General features: G+C 60.6%; 17 protein-coding genes. 11 read left to right on the forward strand and 6 right to left on the reverse strand.

The window, feature by feature from the left end:
- Position 1: 1 nt before the first annotated feature.
- Entirely contained in the window at positions 2-1,507 is a 1,506-nt protein-coding gene (gene gspE, locus DES49_RS07215; protein ID WP_133735747.1) for a type II secretion system ATPase GspE, read from the reverse strand.
- Positions 1,508-1,632: 125 nt separating this feature from the next.
- Here gspE and DES49_RS07220 point away from each other — a divergent pair, with 125 nt between their 5' ends.
- The 9 genes from DES49_RS07220 to DES49_RS07260 all read left to right on the forward strand — a co-directional run bounded on the left by DES49_RS07220 (position 1,633) and on the right by DES49_RS07260 (position 12,364).
- Positions 1,633-2,265: a type II secretion system protein N gene (locus DES49_RS07220; protein ID WP_133735748.1), complete on the forward strand. Its 633-nt coding sequence runs from the start codon at positions 1,633-1,635 to the stop codon at positions 2,263-2,265.
- 15 nt (positions 2,266-2,280) lie between these two features.
- On the forward strand, positions 2,281-2,916 hold the full coding sequence (locus tag DES49_RS07225) for a transglutaminase-like cysteine peptidase (protein ID WP_133735749.1): 636 nt from the start codon (positions 2,281-2,283) through the stop codon (positions 2,914-2,916).
- Positions 2,917-3,016: 100 nt separating this feature from the next.
- The gene (locus DES49_RS07230; protein WP_133735750.1) at positions 3,017-3,394 is read left to right on the forward strand and encodes a MerR family transcriptional regulator; all 378 of its coding nucleotides are present in this window, start codon (positions 3,017-3,019) and stop codon (positions 3,392-3,394) included.
- Between the two features lie 168 nt (positions 3,395-3,562).
- Complete coding sequence (locus tag DES49_RS07235) at positions 3,563-4,726, forward strand: isovaleryl-CoA dehydrogenase (protein ID WP_133735751.1); 1,164 nt, start codon at positions 3,563-3,565, stop codon at positions 4,724-4,726.
- A 67-nt stretch (positions 4,727-4,793) separates the two neighbouring features.
- On the forward strand, positions 4,794-6,338 hold the full coding sequence (locus DES49_RS07240) for a carboxyl transferase domain-containing protein (RefSeq protein ID WP_243864993.1): 1,545 nt from the start codon (positions 4,794-4,796) through the stop codon (positions 6,336-6,338).
- Positions 6,339-6,347: 9 nt separating this feature from the next.
- A complete protein-coding gene (locus DES49_RS07245) occupies positions 6,348-7,145 on the forward strand; it encodes an enoyl-CoA hydratase/isomerase family protein (RefSeq protein WP_133735753.1) in 798 nt (265 codons plus the stop codon).
- A 5-nt stretch (positions 7,146-7,150) separates the two neighbouring features.
- Complete coding sequence (locus DES49_RS07250) at positions 7,151-9,166, forward strand: ATP-binding protein (RefSeq protein ID WP_133735754.1); 2,016 nt, start codon at positions 7,151-7,153, stop codon at positions 9,164-9,166.
- Positions 9,163-10,071 carry a hydroxymethylglutaryl-CoA lyase gene (locus DES49_RS07255; RefSeq protein ID WP_133735755.1) on the forward strand — a complete coding sequence of 303 codons (909 nt, stop codon included), beginning with the start codon at positions 9,163-9,165 and terminating at the stop codon, positions 10,069-10,071. Before DES49_RS07250 ends, DES49_RS07255 begins: the two co-directional genes overlap by 4 nt.
- A 316-nt stretch (positions 10,072-10,387) precedes the next feature.
- Positions 10,388-12,364 carry an acetoacetate--CoA ligase gene (locus DES49_RS07260; protein ID WP_133735756.1) on the forward strand — a complete coding sequence of 659 codons (1,977 nt, stop codon included), beginning with the start codon at positions 10,388-10,390 and terminating at the stop codon, positions 12,362-12,364.
- A 6-nt stretch (positions 12,365-12,370) separates the two neighbouring features.
- Here DES49_RS07260 and DES49_RS07265 read toward each other — a convergent pair whose 3' ends face one another.
- Complete coding sequence (locus DES49_RS07265) at positions 12,371-13,936, reverse strand: cation:proton antiporter domain-containing protein (protein ID WP_133735757.1); 1,566 nt, start codon at positions 13,934-13,936, stop codon at positions 12,371-12,373.
- A gap of 100 nt (positions 13,937-14,036) precedes the next feature.
- Between DES49_RS07265 and DES49_RS07270 the strand changes: the two genes are divergently transcribed.
- Entirely contained in the window at positions 14,037-15,650 is a 1,614-nt protein-coding gene (locus DES49_RS07270) for a cation:proton antiporter (RefSeq protein ID WP_133735758.1), read from the forward strand.
- 21 nt (positions 15,651-15,671) lie between these two features.
- On the opposite strand, the gene DES49_RS07275 is transcribed toward DES49_RS07270, so the two are convergent.
- The 3 genes from DES49_RS07275 to DES49_RS07285 form a co-directional block, all read right to left on the reverse strand.
- Positions 15,672-16,106, reverse strand: coding sequence for an ion channel (locus DES49_RS07275; RefSeq protein WP_166646027.1), 435 nt, complete (start codon positions 16,104-16,106; stop codon positions 15,672-15,674).
- 156 nt (positions 16,107-16,262) lie between these two features.
- Complete coding sequence (locus tag DES49_RS07280) at positions 16,263-17,204, reverse strand: electron transfer flavoprotein subunit alpha/FixB family protein (RefSeq protein WP_133735760.1); 942 nt, start codon at positions 17,202-17,204, stop codon at positions 16,263-16,265.
- Complete coding sequence (locus DES49_RS07285) at positions 17,205-17,954, reverse strand: electron transfer flavoprotein subunit beta/FixA family protein (protein WP_133735761.1); 750 nt, start codon at positions 17,952-17,954, stop codon at positions 17,205-17,207.
- 266 nt (positions 17,955-18,220) lie between these two features.
- Between DES49_RS07285 and DES49_RS07290 the strand changes: the two genes are divergently transcribed.
- A complete protein-coding gene (locus DES49_RS07290; protein WP_133735762.1) occupies positions 18,221-19,876 on the forward strand; it encodes an electron transfer flavoprotein-ubiquinone oxidoreductase in 1,656 nt (551 codons plus the stop codon).
- A 71-nt stretch (positions 19,877-19,947) separates the two neighbouring features.
- Here the strand turns inward: DES49_RS07290 and DES49_RS07295 are convergent, their stop codons facing one another.
- Entirely contained in the window at positions 19,948-20,403 is a 456-nt protein-coding gene (locus DES49_RS07295; protein ID WP_133735763.1) for an FKBP-type peptidyl-prolyl cis-trans isomerase, read from the reverse strand.
- Positions 20,404-20,454 lie beyond the last annotated feature (51 nt).

Here is a 20,454-nt window from a genome sequence, read left to right on the forward strand (position 1 = left end):
ATTATCCCCGGTGGGTGACGCGCAGAACTTCTTCCACCGTCGTGGTGCCATTGAGTATTTTACTCACGCCATCCGTGTGAATGCTGGGACCGCGTTCGCGCGCTGCGCGCTCAAGTGCCATTTCGCCCGCCTGGTCGTGGATCAGGGTCCGCAGGCCTTCATCTATGCCGATGATCTCATAGATCCCCATGCGTCCCCGGTAGCCAAGCTGGTTGCAGTTCTCGCAGCCACTGTGCCGGTATATGGTTGGCGGGTTGTCCGGGTCCTTCTGAAGGAATTCGCACTCGGTGGCATCCGGCTTATAGGGTTGCTTACAGTCCTCACAGAGGACGCGCACCAACCGCTGCGCGGCGATACCGATAATGCTGGAGGAAATGAGGAACGGCTCCACCCCCATATCGATCAGGCGGGTAATGGCGCCAACGGCCGTGTTCGTGTGCAGGGTCGACAGCACCAGGTGGCCGGTCAGACTGGCCTGGACGGCGATCTCGGCCGTTTCCAGGTCGCGGATCTCGCCAATCATCACCACGTCCGGATCCTGGCGCAGTATGGCCCGCAGCCCCCGGGCAAAGGTCATATCCACTTTCGGGTTGACCTGGGTCTGGCCAATGCCCGGCAGGTTGTACTCAATGGGATCCTCGACGGTAAGGATGTTGCTGGAGCGATCGTTGATCTCGGTAAGCGAGCCGTAAAGCGTGGTGGTCTTACCCGAACCGGTAGGCCCCGTCACCAGGATAATACCGTAAGGCCGGTGAACCAGATTCTTGAGGAGCTTGAGATCGCGCTCGGCCATGCCGATGGAATCCAGTTCCAGGAGCCCGGCCTCCTTGTCCAGGAGACGCAGAACCACCCGTTCGCCGTTGGATGAAGGCATGGTGGAGACACGGATGTCGATTTCCCGGCCACCGACCCGCAGCGAGATGCGGCCATCCTGGGGTACCCGTTTTTCCGCAATATCCAGCTTGGCCATAACCTTGATTCTGGAGACCAGCAGCGGCGCCAGGGCCCGCTTGGGCTGTACGACTTCGCGCAGCACGCCATCCACCCGGAACCGGATAACCAGGCGTTTCTCGTAGGTCTCAACATGGATGTCCGAAGCACCGCTCTTGATGGCTTCCGTCAGGATGGCATTGATCAGGCGGATAACCGGCGCGTCGTCCTCCTGCTCCATCAGGTCCTCGGTTTCCGGAACCGAATCCGCCAGGCTGGCCAGGTCCATCTCGTCGCCGATCCCTTCCACCATCTGCATGGCTTCCTCGGAATCGTTCTGATAGGCGCGGGTCAGTGCGTCGTCAAAGTCGTCCGCTTCCACTTCGCGGATGCGCGCACGTCCGCGACTGAGCCGGGTTGCCTCGGCAATCGCCTGCGCCGACGCGCCCGGGCGTACGAGGAGTTCCGGATGCCCCTGGGTGTCCGGTGTCAGGATGACGCCGTTACGCCGGGCAAAACTGAAAGGCAGTCTCGGCTCATTGGGACGCGCTGTGTCGTTAAGGGTTTCAGGACTCAAGAAATTCTCCGTGTGCCCGGGACCACAGAATGGGCTAATCTGGGCGCAGTCTGTTTGTGGATACGTTAGTATCCCGTGATAATGAAGGCAACACCAACAGATTTCCCGAAGGGTCCTGATTGTCCATGGAAAAACTGCTCAATGCCATGCCCGTGCTCACAAGTCTGATCCTCGGGCTGCTCGTAGCCATTGGCCTTGCGTGGCAGGGAATGGGGCTGCGTGACGAGATGAGCGTCAACACTCATGGGGCGCAGCAGCAGACCCGGACGCAACAGACTGACAGCGCGCCCGCCCAGGCTGTGGACCTGAAGGAACTCACTTTCTTTGGTGAGCCCGGTGATAATGCGGCCCCGCAGGTAACCGACGCCGAGGATCTGCCCGAGACCAACCTCCAGCTCGTGCTCCGGGGGGTCATGGCCGGCGATACTGAGGAGCGCGACAGCGCCCTGGTGGAAGGGCCTGACGGCGAGACGGAAGTCTACCGGGTGAGCGAGTCTCTGCCGGGCGATGCCGTGCTCAGGAAGGTGCACCGCAAGCGCATCGTGATCGAGCGCGGAGGAGCGCTTGAGACGCTCTCCTTCCCCGAGAATGAGACGGGCGACAGCGTAACCGTCGCCAACGCCAACTCGCGCTCATCGCAGTCACGCCCTGAACCCGATGCCAGTGGCAGCAGCTCCAGAAACCGCAAATTCCAGGGACGCGAAAAGGATGTACGGGAACGCCTCAATAAACTCCGCGAACGGCTCAGTGACAACTGACCGCTGGCAACCGCCATGCGAACCCTTCTTGCCCTAGTGCTCTTTCTCTTTGCTGTGGCCGCCGTGGATGGCCTGGAGTTGGGCAGCCGGCTGCTTGATTATGTGGAACGCGAGTTCGGTGAAGCGGCTCGTGGCAGGCTTGAGAACTGGCAGGCCCTGGTTGCCGAGCATCGCGAATCCCCCGAACCGCTCCAGCTCGAGGCGGTTAACCGGTTTTTCAATAAACGTGATTTCCGAAGCGACCTGGCTCACTGGGGTGAATCCGACTACTGGGCCACACCGGTGGAATTCCTGGCCACGGATGCCGGGGACTGCGAAGAATACGCCAACTCCAAATACATGACGCTCCGCGCTCTGGGCGTACCGGATGAGCGCATGCGTATTACCTATGTGGATGCAAGGCAGCTTAACCAGGCTCACATGGTGCTCGCCTATTACCCGGAGCCCGGCGCGGAACCGCTGATTCTCGACAATCTTGTTGATTCCATCCAGCCGGCCTCCCAGCGCCAGGACCTCGAGCCGGTCTACAGTTTCAATGGCAGTGATCTGTGGCTTTCCCGGGAGGCGCGGGAGGACCGACGGATCGGGTCGGCCGACGATGTTGCGGAATGGCGCCGTCTTCGCGACCGCATGATCAATATTACCGATTAGCCGTGCCCTGGCATTGAATTCGCGGGTGGCGTTAATTGTCAGCGTTGCGGCTTTACGTTAACGTTAACGTAATACGCATCACGGTAGGGAGTTGTTCGATTTGAATCGCGAAAAGACCTATGGAATCGGTGAGCTGGCGCGGGATTTTGATGTGACGACGCGGACGATCCGTTTCTATGAGGAGGCGGGGCTTCTGAGCCCGGCTCGGGAGGGTCAGCAGCGGGTCTATACGGATGCGGATCGGGTGAAGTTGAAGTTGATTCTGCGGGGGAAGCGGCTGGGGTTCAGTCTGTCGGAGTCGCGGGATCTTATTGAGATGTACGATCCGGAATCCGGGAATTCGCGGCAGCTCAATGCTTTACTGTCAAAAATTCAGGAGAGGCGTGAGCAGCTGAATGAGCAGATGCGGGAGATTGAGTTGATGCAGGTGGAATTGGAGGAAGCTGAAAAGCGTTGTTTGGATGCTTTTGATCGGTGAAAAGACGGAGGGCCCCGGAGGGTGGGGAAGGCTTTTCGGGACACGCAGTGAATACGTCCGTGTACGCTCGCTTTCGCCATCCATGGCTCAAGACGGTCCCGAAAAGCCTTCCCCACCCTCCGGGGCCCTCCTGAATCGATTGTGAAACTGTAAATTTGGAGATTTTCGATGAGCTATCCCGGTCTTAATTTCGCTTTGGACGACACGACGGCCATGCTTCGTGATCAGGTGAGTCAGTTTGCCCAGGGGGAGATTGCGCCTCGGGCCGGGGCTATTGATCGGGAGAATGCGTTTCCCCGGGATCTGTGGCCGCAATTGGGTGAGATGGGGCTCCTGGGGATGACGGTTTCGGAGGCTGATGGTGGGACGGGGATGGGTTACCTGGACCATGTTATTGCCATGGAGGAGATTTCGCGGGCTTCCGGGTCTGTGGGGTTGAGTTATGGGGCGCATTCGAATCTTTGTGTGAATCAGATCTTCCGTAATGGCAGTCCTGAGCAGAAGGCTAAGTACCTGCCGAAGTTGATGACTGGAGAGCATGTTGGTGCGTTAGCGATGAGTGAGCCCAATGCGGGGTCTGATGTGGTGAGTATGAAGCTGCGGGCCACGCGTGATGGTGAGGGGTTTCGGCTTAATGGCAGCAAGATGTGGATTACGAATGGGCCGGATGCGGATGTTTATGTGATCTACGCCAAGACGGAGCCGGAGAAGGAGGCTCGGGGGATTACGGCGTTTCTGGTGGAGCGGGATACGGCCGGGTTCAGTCAGGGGCCGAAGATGGACAAGTTGGGGATGCGGGGGTCGAATACCTCGGAGTTGATCTTTGAGGATGCCTGGGTGCCGGCGGAGAACATTCTGGGTGCGGAGAATGACGGGGTTCGCGTTCTTATGTCGGGGCTGGATTACGAGCGTGTGGTGCTGGCTGGCGGGCCCCTGGGCATCATGCAGGCCTGTCTGGATCTGGTACTGCCCTATGTGCATGAACGTAAGCAGTTCGGTCAGGCTATTGGGGAGTTTCAGTTGATCCAGGCGAAGATTGCGGACATGTACACGGAGTTGAACGTGTGTCGTTCCTACCTCTACACCGTTGCGGCCGCCTGTGACCGGGGTGAGACTAGTCGCAAGGACGCTGCTGGCGCGATTCTCTACTGCTCGGATAAGGCGACGAAGATGGCGCTTGAGGCGATCCAGATTCTGGGCGGTAATGGGTATATCAATGAATACGCCTCGGGCCGGTTGCTGCGTGATGCCAAGCTCTATGAGATTGGCGCGGGTACCCAGGAGATCCGGCGGATGCTGATCGGGCGTGAGCTGTTCAAGGAAACGGAGTGATCCCATGGGCGTGATCGAATCCACCATTGACCGGGACTCGGGTGTTTTCCGCGAGCGGGCCCGGCACATGGAAAGTCTGGTCAGCGACCTGACCTCGACCCTGGCCACTATCCGGGAAGGCGGCGGTGAGAAGGCGCGGGAGCGGCATCGGGCCAAGGGTAAGCTGCCGGTGCGTGAGCGCATCAATCGGCTGCTCGATCCGGGATCGCCCTTTCTGGAAGTGGGTCCGATGGCGGCTTACGGTGTCTACGAGAGCGAAGTGCCAGCGGCGGGCGCTGTGGCCGGGATCGGCCGGGTGCGCGGTGTTGAGTGCATGATCGTGGGTAACGATGCCACGGTTAAGGGCGGCACCTACTTCCCCATGACGGTCAAGAAGCACCTGCGGGCCCAGACCATTGCCGGGGAGAACCACCTGCCCTGCATCTACTTGGTGGATTCCGGCGGCGCCAACCTGCCCCAGCAGGACGAAGTCTTTCCGGACCACGATCATTTCGGGCATATCTTCTTCCGCCAGGCCAACCTGTCCGCCAAAGGCATTCCCCAGATTGCCGTGGTTATGGGCCCCTGCACGGCCGGTGGCGCCTATGTGCCGGCCATGGCGGATGAGGCCATCATGGTCGAGGGTCAGAGCACGGTTTACCTGGCCGGGCCGCCCCTGGTGAAAGCCGCCACGGGCGAGACGGTTACTGCCGAGGAGCTTGGCGGCGCGGATGTCCACACCAGTACGTCCGGCGTCGCGGATCATCTTGCCAAAAGCGAGGAGGACGCGCTGGAACGCGCCCGGGCCTGCATCGCCAACCTGAACTGGCACAAGGGCGACTGGCTGCGCACCCGCGAACCCCGGGAGCCGCTCTACCCGGCCGAGGATCTCTACGGGATCGTGCCCACGGACCTGAAGACCCCCTATGACGTGCGGGAAGTGATCGCCCGCCTGGTGGACGGCTCCGAGTTCGATGAATTCAAGGCCCGCTTCGGCACAACCCTGGTTTGCGGCTTCGCCCACTGGGCGGGCATGCCGGTGGGCATCATCGCCAACAACGGCATCCTGTTCTCGGATTCCTCCTCCAAAGGCGCCCATTTCGTCGAGCTGTGCTGCCAGCGCGGTATTCCCCTCGTCTTCCTGCAGAACATTACTGGCTTCATGGTCGGGCGGGATGCGGAACAGGGTGGCATTGCCCGCCATGGGGCAAAACTGGTGAACGCCGTTGCCTGTGCCGGTGTGCCCAAGTTTACCGTCATCATCGGCGGCAGCTTCGGCGCCGGGAACTACGGGATGTGCGGGCGTGCCTACGAACCTCGCATGCTCTTCATGTGGCCGAACGCGCGCATTGCCGTCATGGGTGGCGAGCAGGCCGCCGGCGTGCTGGCGGATGTGAAGCGCAATGCGCTGGAACGCCAGGGGGAAAGCTGGTCCGATGAGGACGAGCAGGCCTTCAAGCAGCCGGTGATTGACCAATTTGAGCGCCAGTCCCACCCCTATTACGCCAGCGCGCGCCTCTGGGACGACGGCATCATCGACCCCGTCCAGACCCGCAACGTGATCGCACTGGGCCTCTCGGCGGCTCTCAACGCCCCCGAGCAGGACACCCGCTACGGCATCTTCCGGATGTAAGGAGCCCTCATGACACAACGCCCGGAAACCGTCCTTCAGGACGACGAACCCAAAGGAGTACGGCGGATCACCCTGAATCGCCCGGACAAGCGCAACGCCTTCGATGCCGCGGTGATTGCCGAGCTCACCGCCGCCTTCGGGGAGGCGGAAAACGATCCGGATGTGCGGGTCATCATTCTCGCCGCCTCGGGCGAGCACTTCTCCGCCGGCGCGGACCTGGAATGGATGCGCGCCACTGCCGCCATGAGCGAATCCGAGAACCGAGACGATGCCCGCCAGTTGGCTTCCCTGATGCGCACCCTGGACGAAATGACCAAGCCGGTTATCGCTCGGATTCAGGGCGCGGCTTTCGGGGGCGCGTTGGGACTGATCTGTTGCGCGGATATTGCCGTGGCCGAGAGCGGCGCCCGCTTCTGCCTGAGCGAGGTCCGCCTGGGCCTGGTGCCGGCAACCATCGGGCCCTATGTAGCCCGGGCCATGGGCCACCGCCAGGCGCGGCGCTACATGTTGACCGCCGAACTCATGGACGCGGACACCGCCCGTGACCTGGGGCTGGTGCACGAGGTCATGGCGAGTGAGACCCTGGATGAAGGGGTTGAGGCCATCTGTCACGCGCTGCTCCAGGGTGGTCCGGACGCCCAGACCCACTGTAAGAAACTGCTGCAACGCCTTGATAACCCGGCTTCCGGTGACGCCGTTCATGAGTTCACGGCGGAGATGATTGCCGCGGCAAGAACCGGCAACGAAGGCCAGGAAGGTCTACGCGCCTTCTTTCACAAGGACACCCCAAAATGGCGCCCGGAGTAACTCCCATGACCGGCCACACCCTGCTTGTTGCCAATCGCGGCGAAATCGCCAGCCGGATCATCGGGACGGGCCGCGCCATGGGATTGACGACCGTTGCCGTCTACTCGGAAGCGGATGCGGAAGCACCCTTCACCCGCGAAGCCGACCAAGCCTACCCCATCGGCCCGGCGATGGCCGCGGAGTCCTACCTCAACCAGGACCGGATCCTTGAGGCGGCCCATAAGGCGGGCGCGGACCTGATCCACCCCGGTTATGGCTTCCTCTCCGAGAACACCAGCTTCTCGGAGCGGTGCCTCAACGAAGGCATCCGCTTTGTGGGCCCGGGAGCCGAGGCGATTGCGGCCATGGGCGACAAGACCGCGGCCAAGACGCTGATGGAAAACGCGGGCGTCCCGCTCGTTCCTGGCTACCACGGCGAGGATCAATCCCTGGAACGGCTGAAAAAGGAAGCCGAGTCCATGGGCATGCCATTGCTCATCAAGGCCAGCGCCGGCGGGGGTGGCAAGGGCATGCGGGTGGTTCGGGATATGGACGACCTCGAAACCGCCCTGGATGGCGTTAAACGCGAAGCCAAAGCCGCTTTCGGCGATGACCGCCTGTTGCTCGAGCGCTTTGTGGATGAGCCCCGCCATGTGGAGGTCCAGGTCCTGTTTGATCACCATGGCAACGGCATCCATCTCTTTGACCGGGACTGCTCCATCCAGCGCCGTCACCAGAAGATCATTGAGGAAGCGCCCGCCCCGAACGTCACCGAAGCCACCCGCGAAGCTATGACCGCCGCCGCCCTGCGCTGTGGAGAGGCCATCGGCTACCGCAGCGCCGGCACCGTGGAATTCCTCCTCGGGCCGGATGGGAACTTCTATTTCATGGAAATGAACACCCGTCTCCAGGTTGAACATCCGGTTACCGAGGCCATCACCGGGGTTGACCTGGTCGAATGGCAGATCCGGGTGGCGCTTGGTGAATGCCTCCCCTGGCGGCAGGCCGACATAACCAGTGAGGGGCATGCCGTTGAGGCCCGCGTCTATGCCGAGGACCCGGATCATGGGTTCCTGCCAACCAGCGGCCGTATCAGCTACCTGAATGAACCCACTGATCAGGCGGGCATCCGGATCGATTCCGGCATCGCCAGTGGCCAGACTGTCTCCAATCACTACGATCCCATGCTTGCGAAGGTCATTGCCCATGGCAGTACGCGGAATGATGCGCTGGAACGACTGAGCGGCGCCCTCACCCGTTACCACCTGGCCGGCTTTGCCTGCAACGTCGGTTACCTGAGCCGTATTATTAACCACGAAGCCTTTCGTGGCAGTCAATTACGAACGGATTTTGTCAAACTGCATGAAGGTGACCTCATGACGCAGAGCCTTACCGGCAGCGAGCAACGGGTGCTGGGGCTGGTCGGCTGGCTCTGGCTCCAGCCCGCAACCCGTTCCTCGGGCCAGGATCCCTGGGACACGCTGACGGGTTGGCGCCTGGCCGGAGAAGGCTGGCAGCGGGCCGAAGTCCACAGCGGCGAGCGCTATATCCTGGATTACTGCCTGGGCTCAACCCGTGACGGCAACGGGTCCGTCCGGGTGCGGGAGGGCGACGGGATCATTGGGGTGCATTGGAGCGGCAATGCAACAACCCGGAGCCTGAGCATACAGGGCACCACCGGCAAACGACGGGAACTGGAGCTCACCGCCATCGGCCAACCCCCGGCGGGCGTTGCCCTTTTTGCACTCGGCGAGTCCTGGGAGGTGCGCGTGAACCACCCGGAAATCGACCTGGCCGAGGCCGATACGGGCAGCCTCACTGCTCCCATGCACGGTCGCGTCGTCGCCCTGCACTGCCAAGCCGGCGACCGGGTGAAGGCGGGGCAGCCGCTGGTGGTCATGGAAGCCATGAAAATGGAACATACGGTTACGGCCCCGGCAGAGGGTGTGGTCACTGAACTTTTCTGCAGCCAGGACGAGAATCTGAAGGCCGGCCATACCCTGCTCTCCTTTGAAGCGGACGACACGGGAGGAACCGCATGACCGATCGCGTTGAGATCGTCGAAGTCGGCCTGCGCGACGGCCTCCAGAACGAAGCCACACCGGTGCCCGCAAGTCTGCGCGCGCAGTGGTTCAATGCCCTGTCAGCCGCGGGGCTCAACCGCATTGAGGCCGGCAGCTTCGTCTCCCCGAAATGGGTGCCCCAAATGGCGGATACCGAGACTGTCATCCAGGCCATCGACCATCGCCCCGGCCTTTCCGTGGAAGCCCTGATCCCCAACCAGAAGGGCCTGGAGGCCGCCATGGGCGTCAACGGCATCGACCGCCTCGCCTTCTTCACGGCGGCCTCGGATGCCTTCACCCGAAAGAACATCAACTGCACCGTGGAAGAGAGCCTGGAACGCTTTGCGCCGCTCATGAAGCAGGCCAAGGACGCCGGCTATGGGGTGCGCGGGTACGTCTCCTGCATCGTGGGCTGTCCCTACGCCGGCCCCATTGAACCCGCCGCCGTGGCGCGGGTCTGTGAAAAAATGATGGCCATGGGGGTGGATGAACTGTCGCTGGGCGATACCATAGGCGTTGCCCGGCCCCTGGAGATCAACCGGGTTCTGGATGCGGTTCTACCCGCGGTTCCGGTGGAGCGGCTGGCGCTGCATTGTCACGATACCTATGGGCAGGCGTTGGCGAATGTGCTGACGGGGCTGGAACGTGGGGTTCGGACTTTTGACAGTGCTGTTGCGGGGCTTGGTGGCTGTCCTTATGCGAAGGGAGCTTCCGGGAATCTGGCTACTGAGGATCTGTTGTATCTTCTGGATGGCCAGGGGCTTGAGACTGGGGTGAGTCTTGATCGGGTTTTTGAGGTTGGCCAGGAAGTCTGCTCACACCTTGGGAAAGAGTCGCCTTCGCGGGTGGCTCAGGCTCTTGGTGCCCGTTCCCAGACTGCTTGATTGTGGTTTGCGGAGGGAGTGGGGACTGCTTTTCAGGACACGCTGTGAATACATCCATGTAAGCTCGCTTTTGCCATCCATGGCAAAAGACGGTCCTGAAAAGCAGTCCCCACTCCCTCCTCGAGACCTACGGCATTACGCTGGCCTCTTTTTGCGACGCGTCTTGCACACAATGATCAAAGGCGGGGTCTGGCATCTTCTTCAGGAGCGCTCAGCCACCAGGGATGGTGGCTGGCGAGCGTACAGGGACGTATTCACAGCGGCTCCTGAAGAAGATGTCAGACCCCGCCGCAGCACATAACCGGAGATCAACAAAATGACCACGGCACCAATCTGGACCCCTTCCACAGACCGAATCAGGAACGCGCGAATCACCCGGTTCCGGAATTGGCTGGAAACCGAGAAAGGCCACGCAATACCGGAAGGCTACGAGGGGCTGCATCAGTGGTCGGTGGATCATCCGGAGGCGTTCTGGGAGAGTATCTGGCAGTTCTTCGATGTGCGGGGCCAGTATCAACCGAGCCGGGTTCTTGAGAATGGTGACCGGATGCCGGGTGCCAACTGGTTCGGTGGTGCCAAGCTGAATTTCGCTGAAAACCTGCTGCGCGGCGAGCCCGATAAGGTTGCCCTCATTGAGCAGCGTGAAGACGGCCGGGGTCGGCAGCTGACGTACGGTGAGTTGCGTGAGCTCAGTGCGCGACTGGCCGGGACTCTCCAGGCTCACGGGGTTGGCAAGGGGGATCGGGTTGCCGGTTTTGTGACCAATGGACTGGAAGCGGTTATCGGTATGCTGGCCACGGCCCGTCTTGGGGCTGTCTGGTCTTCCTGCTCGCCGGATTTTGGTTATCAGGGGGTGCTGGAGCGCTTCGGGCAGATTGAGCCCAAGGTGCTGATTGCGGTGAACGGTTACCAGTACAACGGGAAAAAACTCGATACCCGGGAACGCATTGATGCGCTCGCCGGCGAGCTGCCCGGGCTGGCGTTAAGGATCCATATCGATAACCAGGGGGATTTTCCCTGGGATGAGGCCGAGGGCGCTGTCAGCTGGACAGACGCGCTGGCGGAGGAACCCGCCGCTGGCTTTACGCCGATGGCATTCGATGATCCGCTCTATATTCTCTATTCCTCCGGTACCACGGGCGCGCCCAAGTGCATCGTCCATGGCGTGGGCGGCACCCTGCTCCAGCATCTCAAGGAGCTGGGGCTGCATACGGACGTGGGCCGGGATGATGTGGTGTTCTATTACACAACCTGCGGCTGGATGATGTGGAACTGGCTGGTGAGTACGCTGGCGACGGGTGCTACCGCCCTCCTCTATGACGGTTCCCCCATGGCGCCGGAAACGGAGGTGCTCTGGAACCTGGCCGAGGAGCACGGGATCACGGTGTTCGGGGCCAGTGCCAAGTTCTACGCCGCCTGCGAGAAGAATGGTCTGAAGCCGGCGGAAACCCATGCGCTGGGGCCATTGCGTGCGGTCCTTTCCACGGGCAGTCCCCTGGCCCACGAGAGCTTTGATTACATCTATAACGCCATCAAACAGGATCTGTGCCTGGCGAGCATCTCCGGGGGAACCGATATCGTCTCCTGTTTTGCACTCGGCAACCCCATACTCCCTGTCTACCGGGGTGAACTTCAGTGCATCGGTCTGGGCATGGATGTCGGCATCTTCAATGACAACGGGGAGTCGGTTACCGAAGAGAAAGGCGAGCTGGTGTGCCGTCAGCCTTTTCCCTGCATGCCGGTTGGGTTCTGGAATGACCCCGATGGCGAGCGTTTCCGCAAGGCTTATTTCGCGCAATTCCCCGGTGTCTGGGCGCATGGTGACTTCGGAGAGATCCGGGAACACCCGGCAACGGATACAACCCCGGCGCAGCGCGGCATGGTGATCCATGGGCGCGCGGACGCGGTCCTGAATCCCGGCGGGGTCCGTATCGGCACGGCCGAAATCTACCGTCAGGTGGAAAAGGTGGATGCCGTATTGGAGTCACTGGCCGTGGGGCAGCAATGGGAAAACGACGTTCGTGTCGTGCTGTTCGTGCGTCTCAGGGAGGGCGTGGAACTGGATGAGACACTGAGCCGGACCATTCGCGATACCATCCGCGCGAATACGACGCCGCGCCATGTTCCCGCGAAAATCCTCCAGGTCCCGGACATTCCACGCACCCTGAGTGGCAAGATCGTGGAACTGGCGGTGCGCAATGTGATCCATGGCGAACCGGTGAAGAACCGTGAAGCCCTGGCCAACCCGGAAGCGCTTGAACACTTTGCGGATCGACCGGAGCTTGCGGAGTAACCCTGCCTAGGAGCCCGCCGGGGCTTTCGGGTCCAACGCCTCCCGGGTCTTGTCCGCGATGCCGATGCCGGCGCCCGCCATGGCTTGGTAGGTCTCGGACACCCCGGCGTTGAGCATGGGTTCCGCTTCATCGTCGTGGAAGGCGTTGGCCACAATCGGACCGGTGAATCCCATCTTCCGCAGGTTCCGCGCGGCGATAAGCTTTCCGTCGAGGTGCGGCATGGCCAGTATCACGGCCTGGAGCCCGGTGAGATCAAGGCCCTGCCAGAGCTCGATGTCCTCGGCATCGGCATAGACCACGTTCTGGCCCTTGCTGCGCTGTTTCTCCACCTTGTCCGGGTCGGCGTCCATGCCAACCACGGTCAGACCGGCGTTCTCCACCGAACCAAATGCGGCCTGACCGGTTCGGCCCATGCCCACGATGAGGATATTCGAAACGCCGATGGAGACCGGCTGTTCATCCGGATGGTAACTTTGGCGCTCGCATCGCTTCAGGCGGGATTCCAGCCGATCGAACAGCGGATGGGCAAGCCGGTTCAATGGCGCGGCGATCAGGAAGGAAACGGCCACGGTGATGGCCAGCGGAACCAGCCATTCCTCCAGAACCCCCGCCGCGACAATCAGTCCGAACTCGCTGTAGCAGGTCAGGCTCAGTGCCCCCAGAAACGCATTACGCGCCCGCAGACGGAAGAGTATCAGCAGCGCAAAGAAAAGCAGTCCCTTCAGGGGCATGATCAGAGCCATGACAAGGGCAAACACCAGGGCGTCGTAATCCGGAAGGCCGGACATCCCGATCTGCAGGAAGAAGCCGATCAGCAGAATTTCCTTCAGGCCCCACAGGGAATGGGACAGCTCCTGGGCGCGGGGGTGACCGGAGAGAAGCACGCCCATGGCCAAGGCGCCTACTTCCGGGCTCAGGCCAACCACTTCAAACCCGTAGCCGCCAATGGCCACCGCGAAAACCACACCCATGAGAACAAGGAGCTCCTCATGGCCTGCCACGTCCATCAGCCAGTGGAGCGCTGGTCTGAGCAGCGGAAGGCCCAGAACCACCGGAGCCCAGACGGAGGGCGTGCTGTTTCCCGCAAGGCTCAGCACTACCAGCGCGATCAGATCCTGCAGGATCAGAATCCCGATTGCGACCCGGCCATGGAACGACCGAAGCTCCCCCTTGGCTTCCAGGACCTTAGCCGCAAGGACGGTACTGGAAAAGGCCAGAGCGGCGGCCAGCAACAGGGAGTCGCGCTGCCCGAGATCCAGGAAATAGAAAACACCAAGACTGAACAGACCCACTGTGAAAGCGAAATGCAGCACGGCGCCGCCGATCACGGCCGGCTCAATAAGATTCCGGAGCTTGAGCTTCAGGCCAACGGTAAACAGAAGCAGCAGCACGCCGAGATGGGAGACGTGTTCCAGGAAGGGCCCTGCTTCCGGCGGCAATCCGAAAGCCGGGCCGAACGCATTCAGGGCAAACCCGGCGGCCAGGAAACCAACCAGGGGCGGGAGATTCACCTGACGGACCAGTAGCCCGAAGACAAACGCAAATGAAAGAGAGACAACTTCGATTAACATTGACTACCCTGAGTCCTGATTATCACGGCACTCGAAACCGGCTACCCTGCTGAAACGCGGGATTGTAGCATTGATTGCCGGGCGTTGGCGGAGAGGTTCAATGGATATCTACCACGAATTCACGTTACTGCTCCTGATCGCGGTGGCTGTGGGCTATGTCTCGATGCTCCTGCGCCAGCCGCTGCTTATCGCCTATCTGGCAGTCGGTATCATCGTGGGCCCCAGCGTGCTGGGCATCGTTTCCGCCCACACCCAGATTGATCTCCTGGCCCACTGGGGGATCACCATTCTGCTGTTTGTTGTCGGGCTCAAGCTCGATCTCAGGATTGTCCGGTCCCTCGGTCCCGTGGCATTGGCCACGGGACTTGGCCAGCTCACCTTCACCATCCTGATCGGGTTTGGCCTCACCCTTCTGCTTGGCTTTTCAGCGATTGATGCACTCTACATCGCCATCGCCCTCACCTTTTCCAGCACCATCATCATCGTCAAGCTGCTCTCGGACAAAGGCGAACTGGAGTCGCTGCATGGCCGTATTGCCATGGGTTTCCTGATCGTCCAGGACATTGCGGTCGTTCTTGCCATGCTGGGTCTCAACCTCACCATCCCAAGCGCGGATGACCGCCTTATTCCGCCGCTCCAGGGGCTTGGCATAAGCCTGGTGTTCATGGTGGTGGTTCTCCCCCTGCTGATGCGGTATGTCATTCCACGCCTGATGCGCAGCCTGGCGCGTTCGGTGGAAATGCTGATGCTCTTTGCCATCGCATGGGGAACGATGCTCGCGGCGGGAGCAGACATAATGGGGCTTTCAAAAGAGGTTGGCGCGTTTCTCGCCGGATTCTCGCTGGCCAACACCGCCGTCAAGGATGCGATCACCAGTCGGCTGACCAGTCTGCGGGACTTCCTTCTGCTGTTCTTTTTCATCTACATGGGAGAACAGCTGAACCTTGGCCTGATCGGAGACAACATTGTCCCTGCAGTGATCCTGTCGCTTTTTGTCCTGATCGGAAACCCACTCATCGTTATGGCGATCATGGGTGTGATGGGCTATCGCCGCCGGACCGGGTTCAAGGCCGGTCTCACCGTGGCCCAGATCAGTGAGTTTTCGATTATCTTCATCACCATGGGACTGGCGCTGGGGCACATCGACGACAACGTGCTCGGGGTCGTCACCCTGGTCGGCATTGTGACCATCACAACCTCAACCTACATGATCCTTTACTCCGACCAGCTTTTTGATCGTGTCAGGGACTGGCTTTCCCTGTTTGAGCGAACGATCACCTATCGTGAACTTGAAGCGTTCGACGGGGACGCGGCTCGCCCGATCATCGTTGTCGGACTAGGACGCCTCGGGCGGCGGATTGCCGCTCAGCTCATGGAACGTGGCGAAGCCGTCATCGGTGTAGACATTGATCCGAGTCGGGTCGAAAAATCACAGGCGGAAGGCATCCACACCGTCTTCGGTGATGCCGAGGACATCGAATTCCTATCCCATCTGCCGGTGCATACGGCAAAATGGGTGGTGAGCACCCTGCCCCGTCGTGACCTGAACGAAATCCTGATGCAGGGGTTGAGCCACTTCTCCAGATCCGGCCGTATTGCCATCGCAAGCTTCCGTGAAGATGACGAAATCCACTGGAAAAGCAGGAACGTGGACCTGATTCTTCATCCCTATCGTGAGGCGGCGGAGCAGGCTGTTTCCCAGATTACGCCCTAACCCTGCCTGACCGCCACTCCGTTACCAGAAGCGCTGCATCTCCAGGAAGGTGATGGACGCCGACCAGGTAATCAGCATAAAACCCGTCAACGCCTCAGTGCCGAAGATAAAGCGGATGGGGCCAACGGGGTAAACCTCACCGTACCCAAGGGTTGTGTAGCTCACGGCCGAGAAATACACATGATCCAGCACTGTCATAACATCCTGTTGGCCGACCACCGCTCCTGCCCCCTCGAATTGGACCAGCGTCCAGGACAAAATACCGAAAAGCCAGATCTCAACCACATGCGCAACAAACAGACCCAGCACCATCAGGATGACGGTGGCCGCGGCGTGCAGCTTCAACGCGGGCAGACGGCGCATGAGAAAGGCTGCAGCCACGCCATGAATGCTTACGCACACAACAAGCGTCGCCAGCGTGGCCGTAGCCACAACAAAATGGATGGGGGTCAGCATTGGCATACCCGTCTATTGGACGCTCTGGGCCGATTACGGCGTTCCGTTCAGAATAAGAAAGATTGCCCCGGAATCAAGCCGCCAGGAGCCCTGAAACAGAAAAACCGCACCCTTGGGTGCGGCTTTTTTGAAGAACCCGTTGTTCCAGGGGTTCTATCAGACCACTTTCTTGAGTTCTTCCTCAAGCTGCGGTACCGCTTCGAACAGGTCCGCCACCAGGCCGTAGTCCGCCACCTGGAAGATTGGCGCGTCCTCGTCCTTGTTGATGGCAACAATGACCTTGGAATCGCCCATGCCCGCCAGGTGCTGGATGGCGCCGGAGATGCCCACGGCGATGTACAGGTTCGGCGCCACGATCTTGCCGGTCTGACCGACCTGCATGTCGTTGGGCACAAAGCCTGCGTCGACGGCGGCGCGGGAGGCACCAACGGCGGCGCCAAGCAGGTCCGCGACGGATTCGATGATCTTGAAGTTCTCGCCGCTCTGCATGCCCCGGCCACCGGAGATGACCACATCCGCGGAAGCGAGATCCGGGCGGTCGGATTCGGCCAGTTCTTCGCTGACGAACTCGGAGATGCCGGCATCGTGTGCGGAATCCACGGACTCGACGGAAGCAGAGCCACCCTCGGCCGCGACCGGGTCGAAGCTGGTGGTCCGCACGGTGATCGCCTTGATGCTGTCCGTGGACTGCACGGTGGCAATGGCGTTACCGGCGTAGATGGGCCGCTGGAAGGTGTCCTCGGACTGGACCGACATAATCTCGGAGACCTGGGCCACGTCGAGCAGCGCTGCGACACGCGGCATGGTGTCCTTGCCGACGGAACCGGCGGAGGACATCACGTGCGAATAGTTCTTGCCAAGCTCGGCGATCAGCAGGCTCAGGTTTTCCGCCAGCTGATGGCCATAGGCGTCATTGTCGGCGCTGAGCACTTTGCTCACGCCATCTGCCTTGGCGGCCTGTTCGGCGACGGCGCCAATGTCCTTGCCGGCAACCAGAACGTCAATATCACCACCGATGGCCTTGGCAGCCGCGATGACACTGAGAGTAGACCCGGCGAGCTCACCCTTGTTGTGATCTGCAATAACCAGTGTACTCATTTAAATCACCTTCGCTTCGTTCTTCAGTTTGTCGACAAGCTCTTCCACGCTCTCAACCTTGATGCCGGGCTGACGCGGCTGTGGTTCTTCAACCTTGAGCGTTTTCAGGCGTGGTGCGGCTTCGACACCAAGATCCGCCGGGCTGACGGTTTCGAGCGGCTTCTTCTTGGCTTTCATGATGTTGGGAAGCGACGCATAACGCGGCTCATTGAGTCGCAGGTCGGTCGTTACCACCGCAGGCAGGTTCAGCGAAACGGTGAGCAGGCCGCCGTCGATTTCACGGGTTACCTTGACCTTCTCACCCTCAACCTCAACCTCGGATGCGAAGGTGCCCTGAGGCATGCCCGCCAGCTGCGCCAGCATCTGGCCAGTCTGGTTGTTGTCCGTGTCGATGGACTGCTTGCCCATGATCACAAGGTTCGGCTCTTCCTTGTCGACTACGGCCTTGAGCATCTTGGCGGCATCCAGGGACTGGACCTCGTCGTCGGTTTCCACCTGGATCGCCCGGTCGGCACCCAGTGCCAGCGCAGTGCGCAGCTGCTCCTGGCTGACCTTCGGGCCAATGGTGACCGCGACGATCTCGGAGGCGATGCCCTTCTCCTTGAGACGGACCGCTTCTTCGACGGCAATCTCGCAGAATGGGTTCATTGCCATTTTCACATTTGCCAGGTCCACCCCGGTGTTATCCGGCTTGACGCGAACCTTGACGTTATAGTCAATCACTCGTTTTACAGCGACCAGAACCTTCATAGATTCCTCGTTTGTGACGATGGGTTTAAAACGTGTTCCGTGCTCGCGCAGCGCGGTGCTGGAGACGCGAGGGGGTTGTTGCCTGCAATGCGGGCGGCAAAAAGCGCCCTAATACTGACGACAAAACCCAGGGGGGTCAATAGCCCCCAAGACGGCGTCCTGCCGCCCCTTTAATTCAAACAAACGTTTGTTTGATTCCCATGATGATATATCCTATGGCAATGTAAAGCTATACATTGCCCATTGAGAAGCTTGAGGAGATAAACGTGGAACGCGAATCGATGGAGTTTGACGTCCTGATTGTTGGTGCGGGGCCCGCCGGTCTTTCCGCGGCCTGCCGCCTTCAGCAACTGGCGAACGAAGCGGAACAGGAGCTTACTGTCTGTGTTGTCGAAAAGGGATCAGAAGTTGGCGCTCACATCATTGCCGGCACCGTTTTCGAGCCTACGAGCCTCAATGAGCTCTTCCCGGACTGGAAGGAACGCGGTGCTCCGCTAAACACCCCGGTCACCCGCGACGACATCTTCTTCCTGCGCGGCCCCGAGAATGCCGCCAAGGCGCCCGGTGCCTTCGTGCCCCGCAACATGCACAACGACGGGAACTACATCATCAGCCTGGCGAATCTGTGCCGCTGGCTGGGTGAGCAGGCGGAAGCGCTGGGCGTCGAGATCTACCCTGGATTCCCGGCCGCCGAGGTGCTCTACGACGAGAACAACGTGGTCAAGGGCATCGTCACTGGTGAATTCGGCATTGCCAAGGACGGGTCCCAAAAGGACAGCTACATGCCGCCCATGGAGCTGCGCGCCAAGTACACGCTGTTCAGCGAGGGGTGCCGTGGCCACCTTGGCAAGGACCTGCTTGAGAGATTCAATCTTGACGAAGGCAAGGACCCGCAGCATTACGGCCTTGGCATCAAGGAACTCTGGGACATCGACCCCTCGAAGCACGAGCCGGGCCTTGTGATCCATACTGCGGGCTGGCCTCTGTCCGAAAGTGGCAGCACCGGCGGTGGCTTCCTGTACCATCTGGAAAACGGCCAGGTCTACGTGGGGCTGATCACGGATCTCTCCTACTCCAACCCCTATGTGTCGCCCTTCGAGGAATTCCAGCGGATGAAGCTTCATCCGACCATCAAGCAGCACCTGGAAGGCGGCAAGCGCGTTGCCTATGGCGCTCGGGCCATCACCAAGGGCGGCTACAACAGCCTGCCCAAGATGAGCTTCCCCGGTGGCCTGCTTCTTGGCTGCGATGCGGGCACCCTGAACTCGTCCAAGATCAAGGGCTCCCACACCGCAATGAAATCCGGAATGCTGGGGGCTGAGACCGTGTTCGAGGCGATCCAGAAGGAGTCCTCAGGCGAGGATCTGACCGCCTTCGCGGAGAAGTTCAGGAACAGCTGGTTGTATAAGGAGCTGTTTGATGAGCGCAACTTCAGCCCGGCGATGCACAAGTACGGCACGGTCATCGGCGGCGGTATTGCGTTTCTCGAGCAGAACATCCTGCATCGCAGCCTGCCGTTCACCTTCCACGACACCACACCGGATTACGCTGCGCTGAAGCCGGCTTCCGAGTGCAAGAAGGTCGAATACCCCAAGCCGGACAACAGCATCACCTTTGACCGGCTGTCATCCGCCTTCATGTCGAACACCAACCATGAAGAGGACCAGCCCAGTCACCTGAAGCTGAAGGATCCGGAAGTGCCGATCCGGGACAACCTGCCGAAGTATGACGAGCCGGCTCAGCGCTACTGCCCCGTCGGTGTCTACGAGGTGGTCGATGCCGAGGATGGCAGTGGCAAAAAGTTCCAGATCAATGCCCAGAACTGTGTCCACTGCAAGACCTGTGATATCAAGGACCCGGCCCAGAACATCCAGTGGGTCGTCCCGGAAGGCGGCGGTGGCCCGAACTACCCCAATATGTGAGGGGCGGTTCAGGTATAAAAAAAGGCGACCCTCGGGTCGCCTTTTTTATATCCGATCAGTCAGCGGGCCGATCAGTGAGCGTGGCCGTGCTCTTTCTCTTCGTCGGACGGCTCGCGGGTATCCACGACCTCGACGTCAAAGTGCAGGCGCTGACCAGCCAGCGGATGGTTGGCATCAATGGTCACGGTCTCGTCTTCGACGGATACAACGCGCACGATCTGCGGACCTCCGGGGGTCTCCGCCTGGAACTGCATACCCGGCTCAACCTTCTCCACACCTTCAAAGGCGGAACTCGGAACCGGCTGCACCAGCTCTTCACGGACTTCGCCGTAGGCGTTTTCCGGATCCAGTGACACCTGGGCTTCATCACCCTGGCCTTTTTCAGTCAGCGCTTCTTCCAGGCCGCTGATGATGTTCTGTGCGCCTTCCAGGTAGCTCAGAGGCTCGCGCTCCTGGGAAGAATCCAGAACTTCGCCCTCGTCGTTCTTGAGGGTGTAGTGAATAGTGACGACACGGGGTTCGGTCATGTTGACTCCTTGCGTGTGGGACAGAAACGTCGTAATTAAGTAATGCGGTGG

The sequence above is a fragment of the Halospina denitrificans genome, assembly GCF_004364635.1.
GTDB classification, from domain to species: Bacteria; Pseudomonadota; Gammaproteobacteria; order Pseudomonadales; family Oleiphilaceae; genus Halospina; species Halospina denitrificans.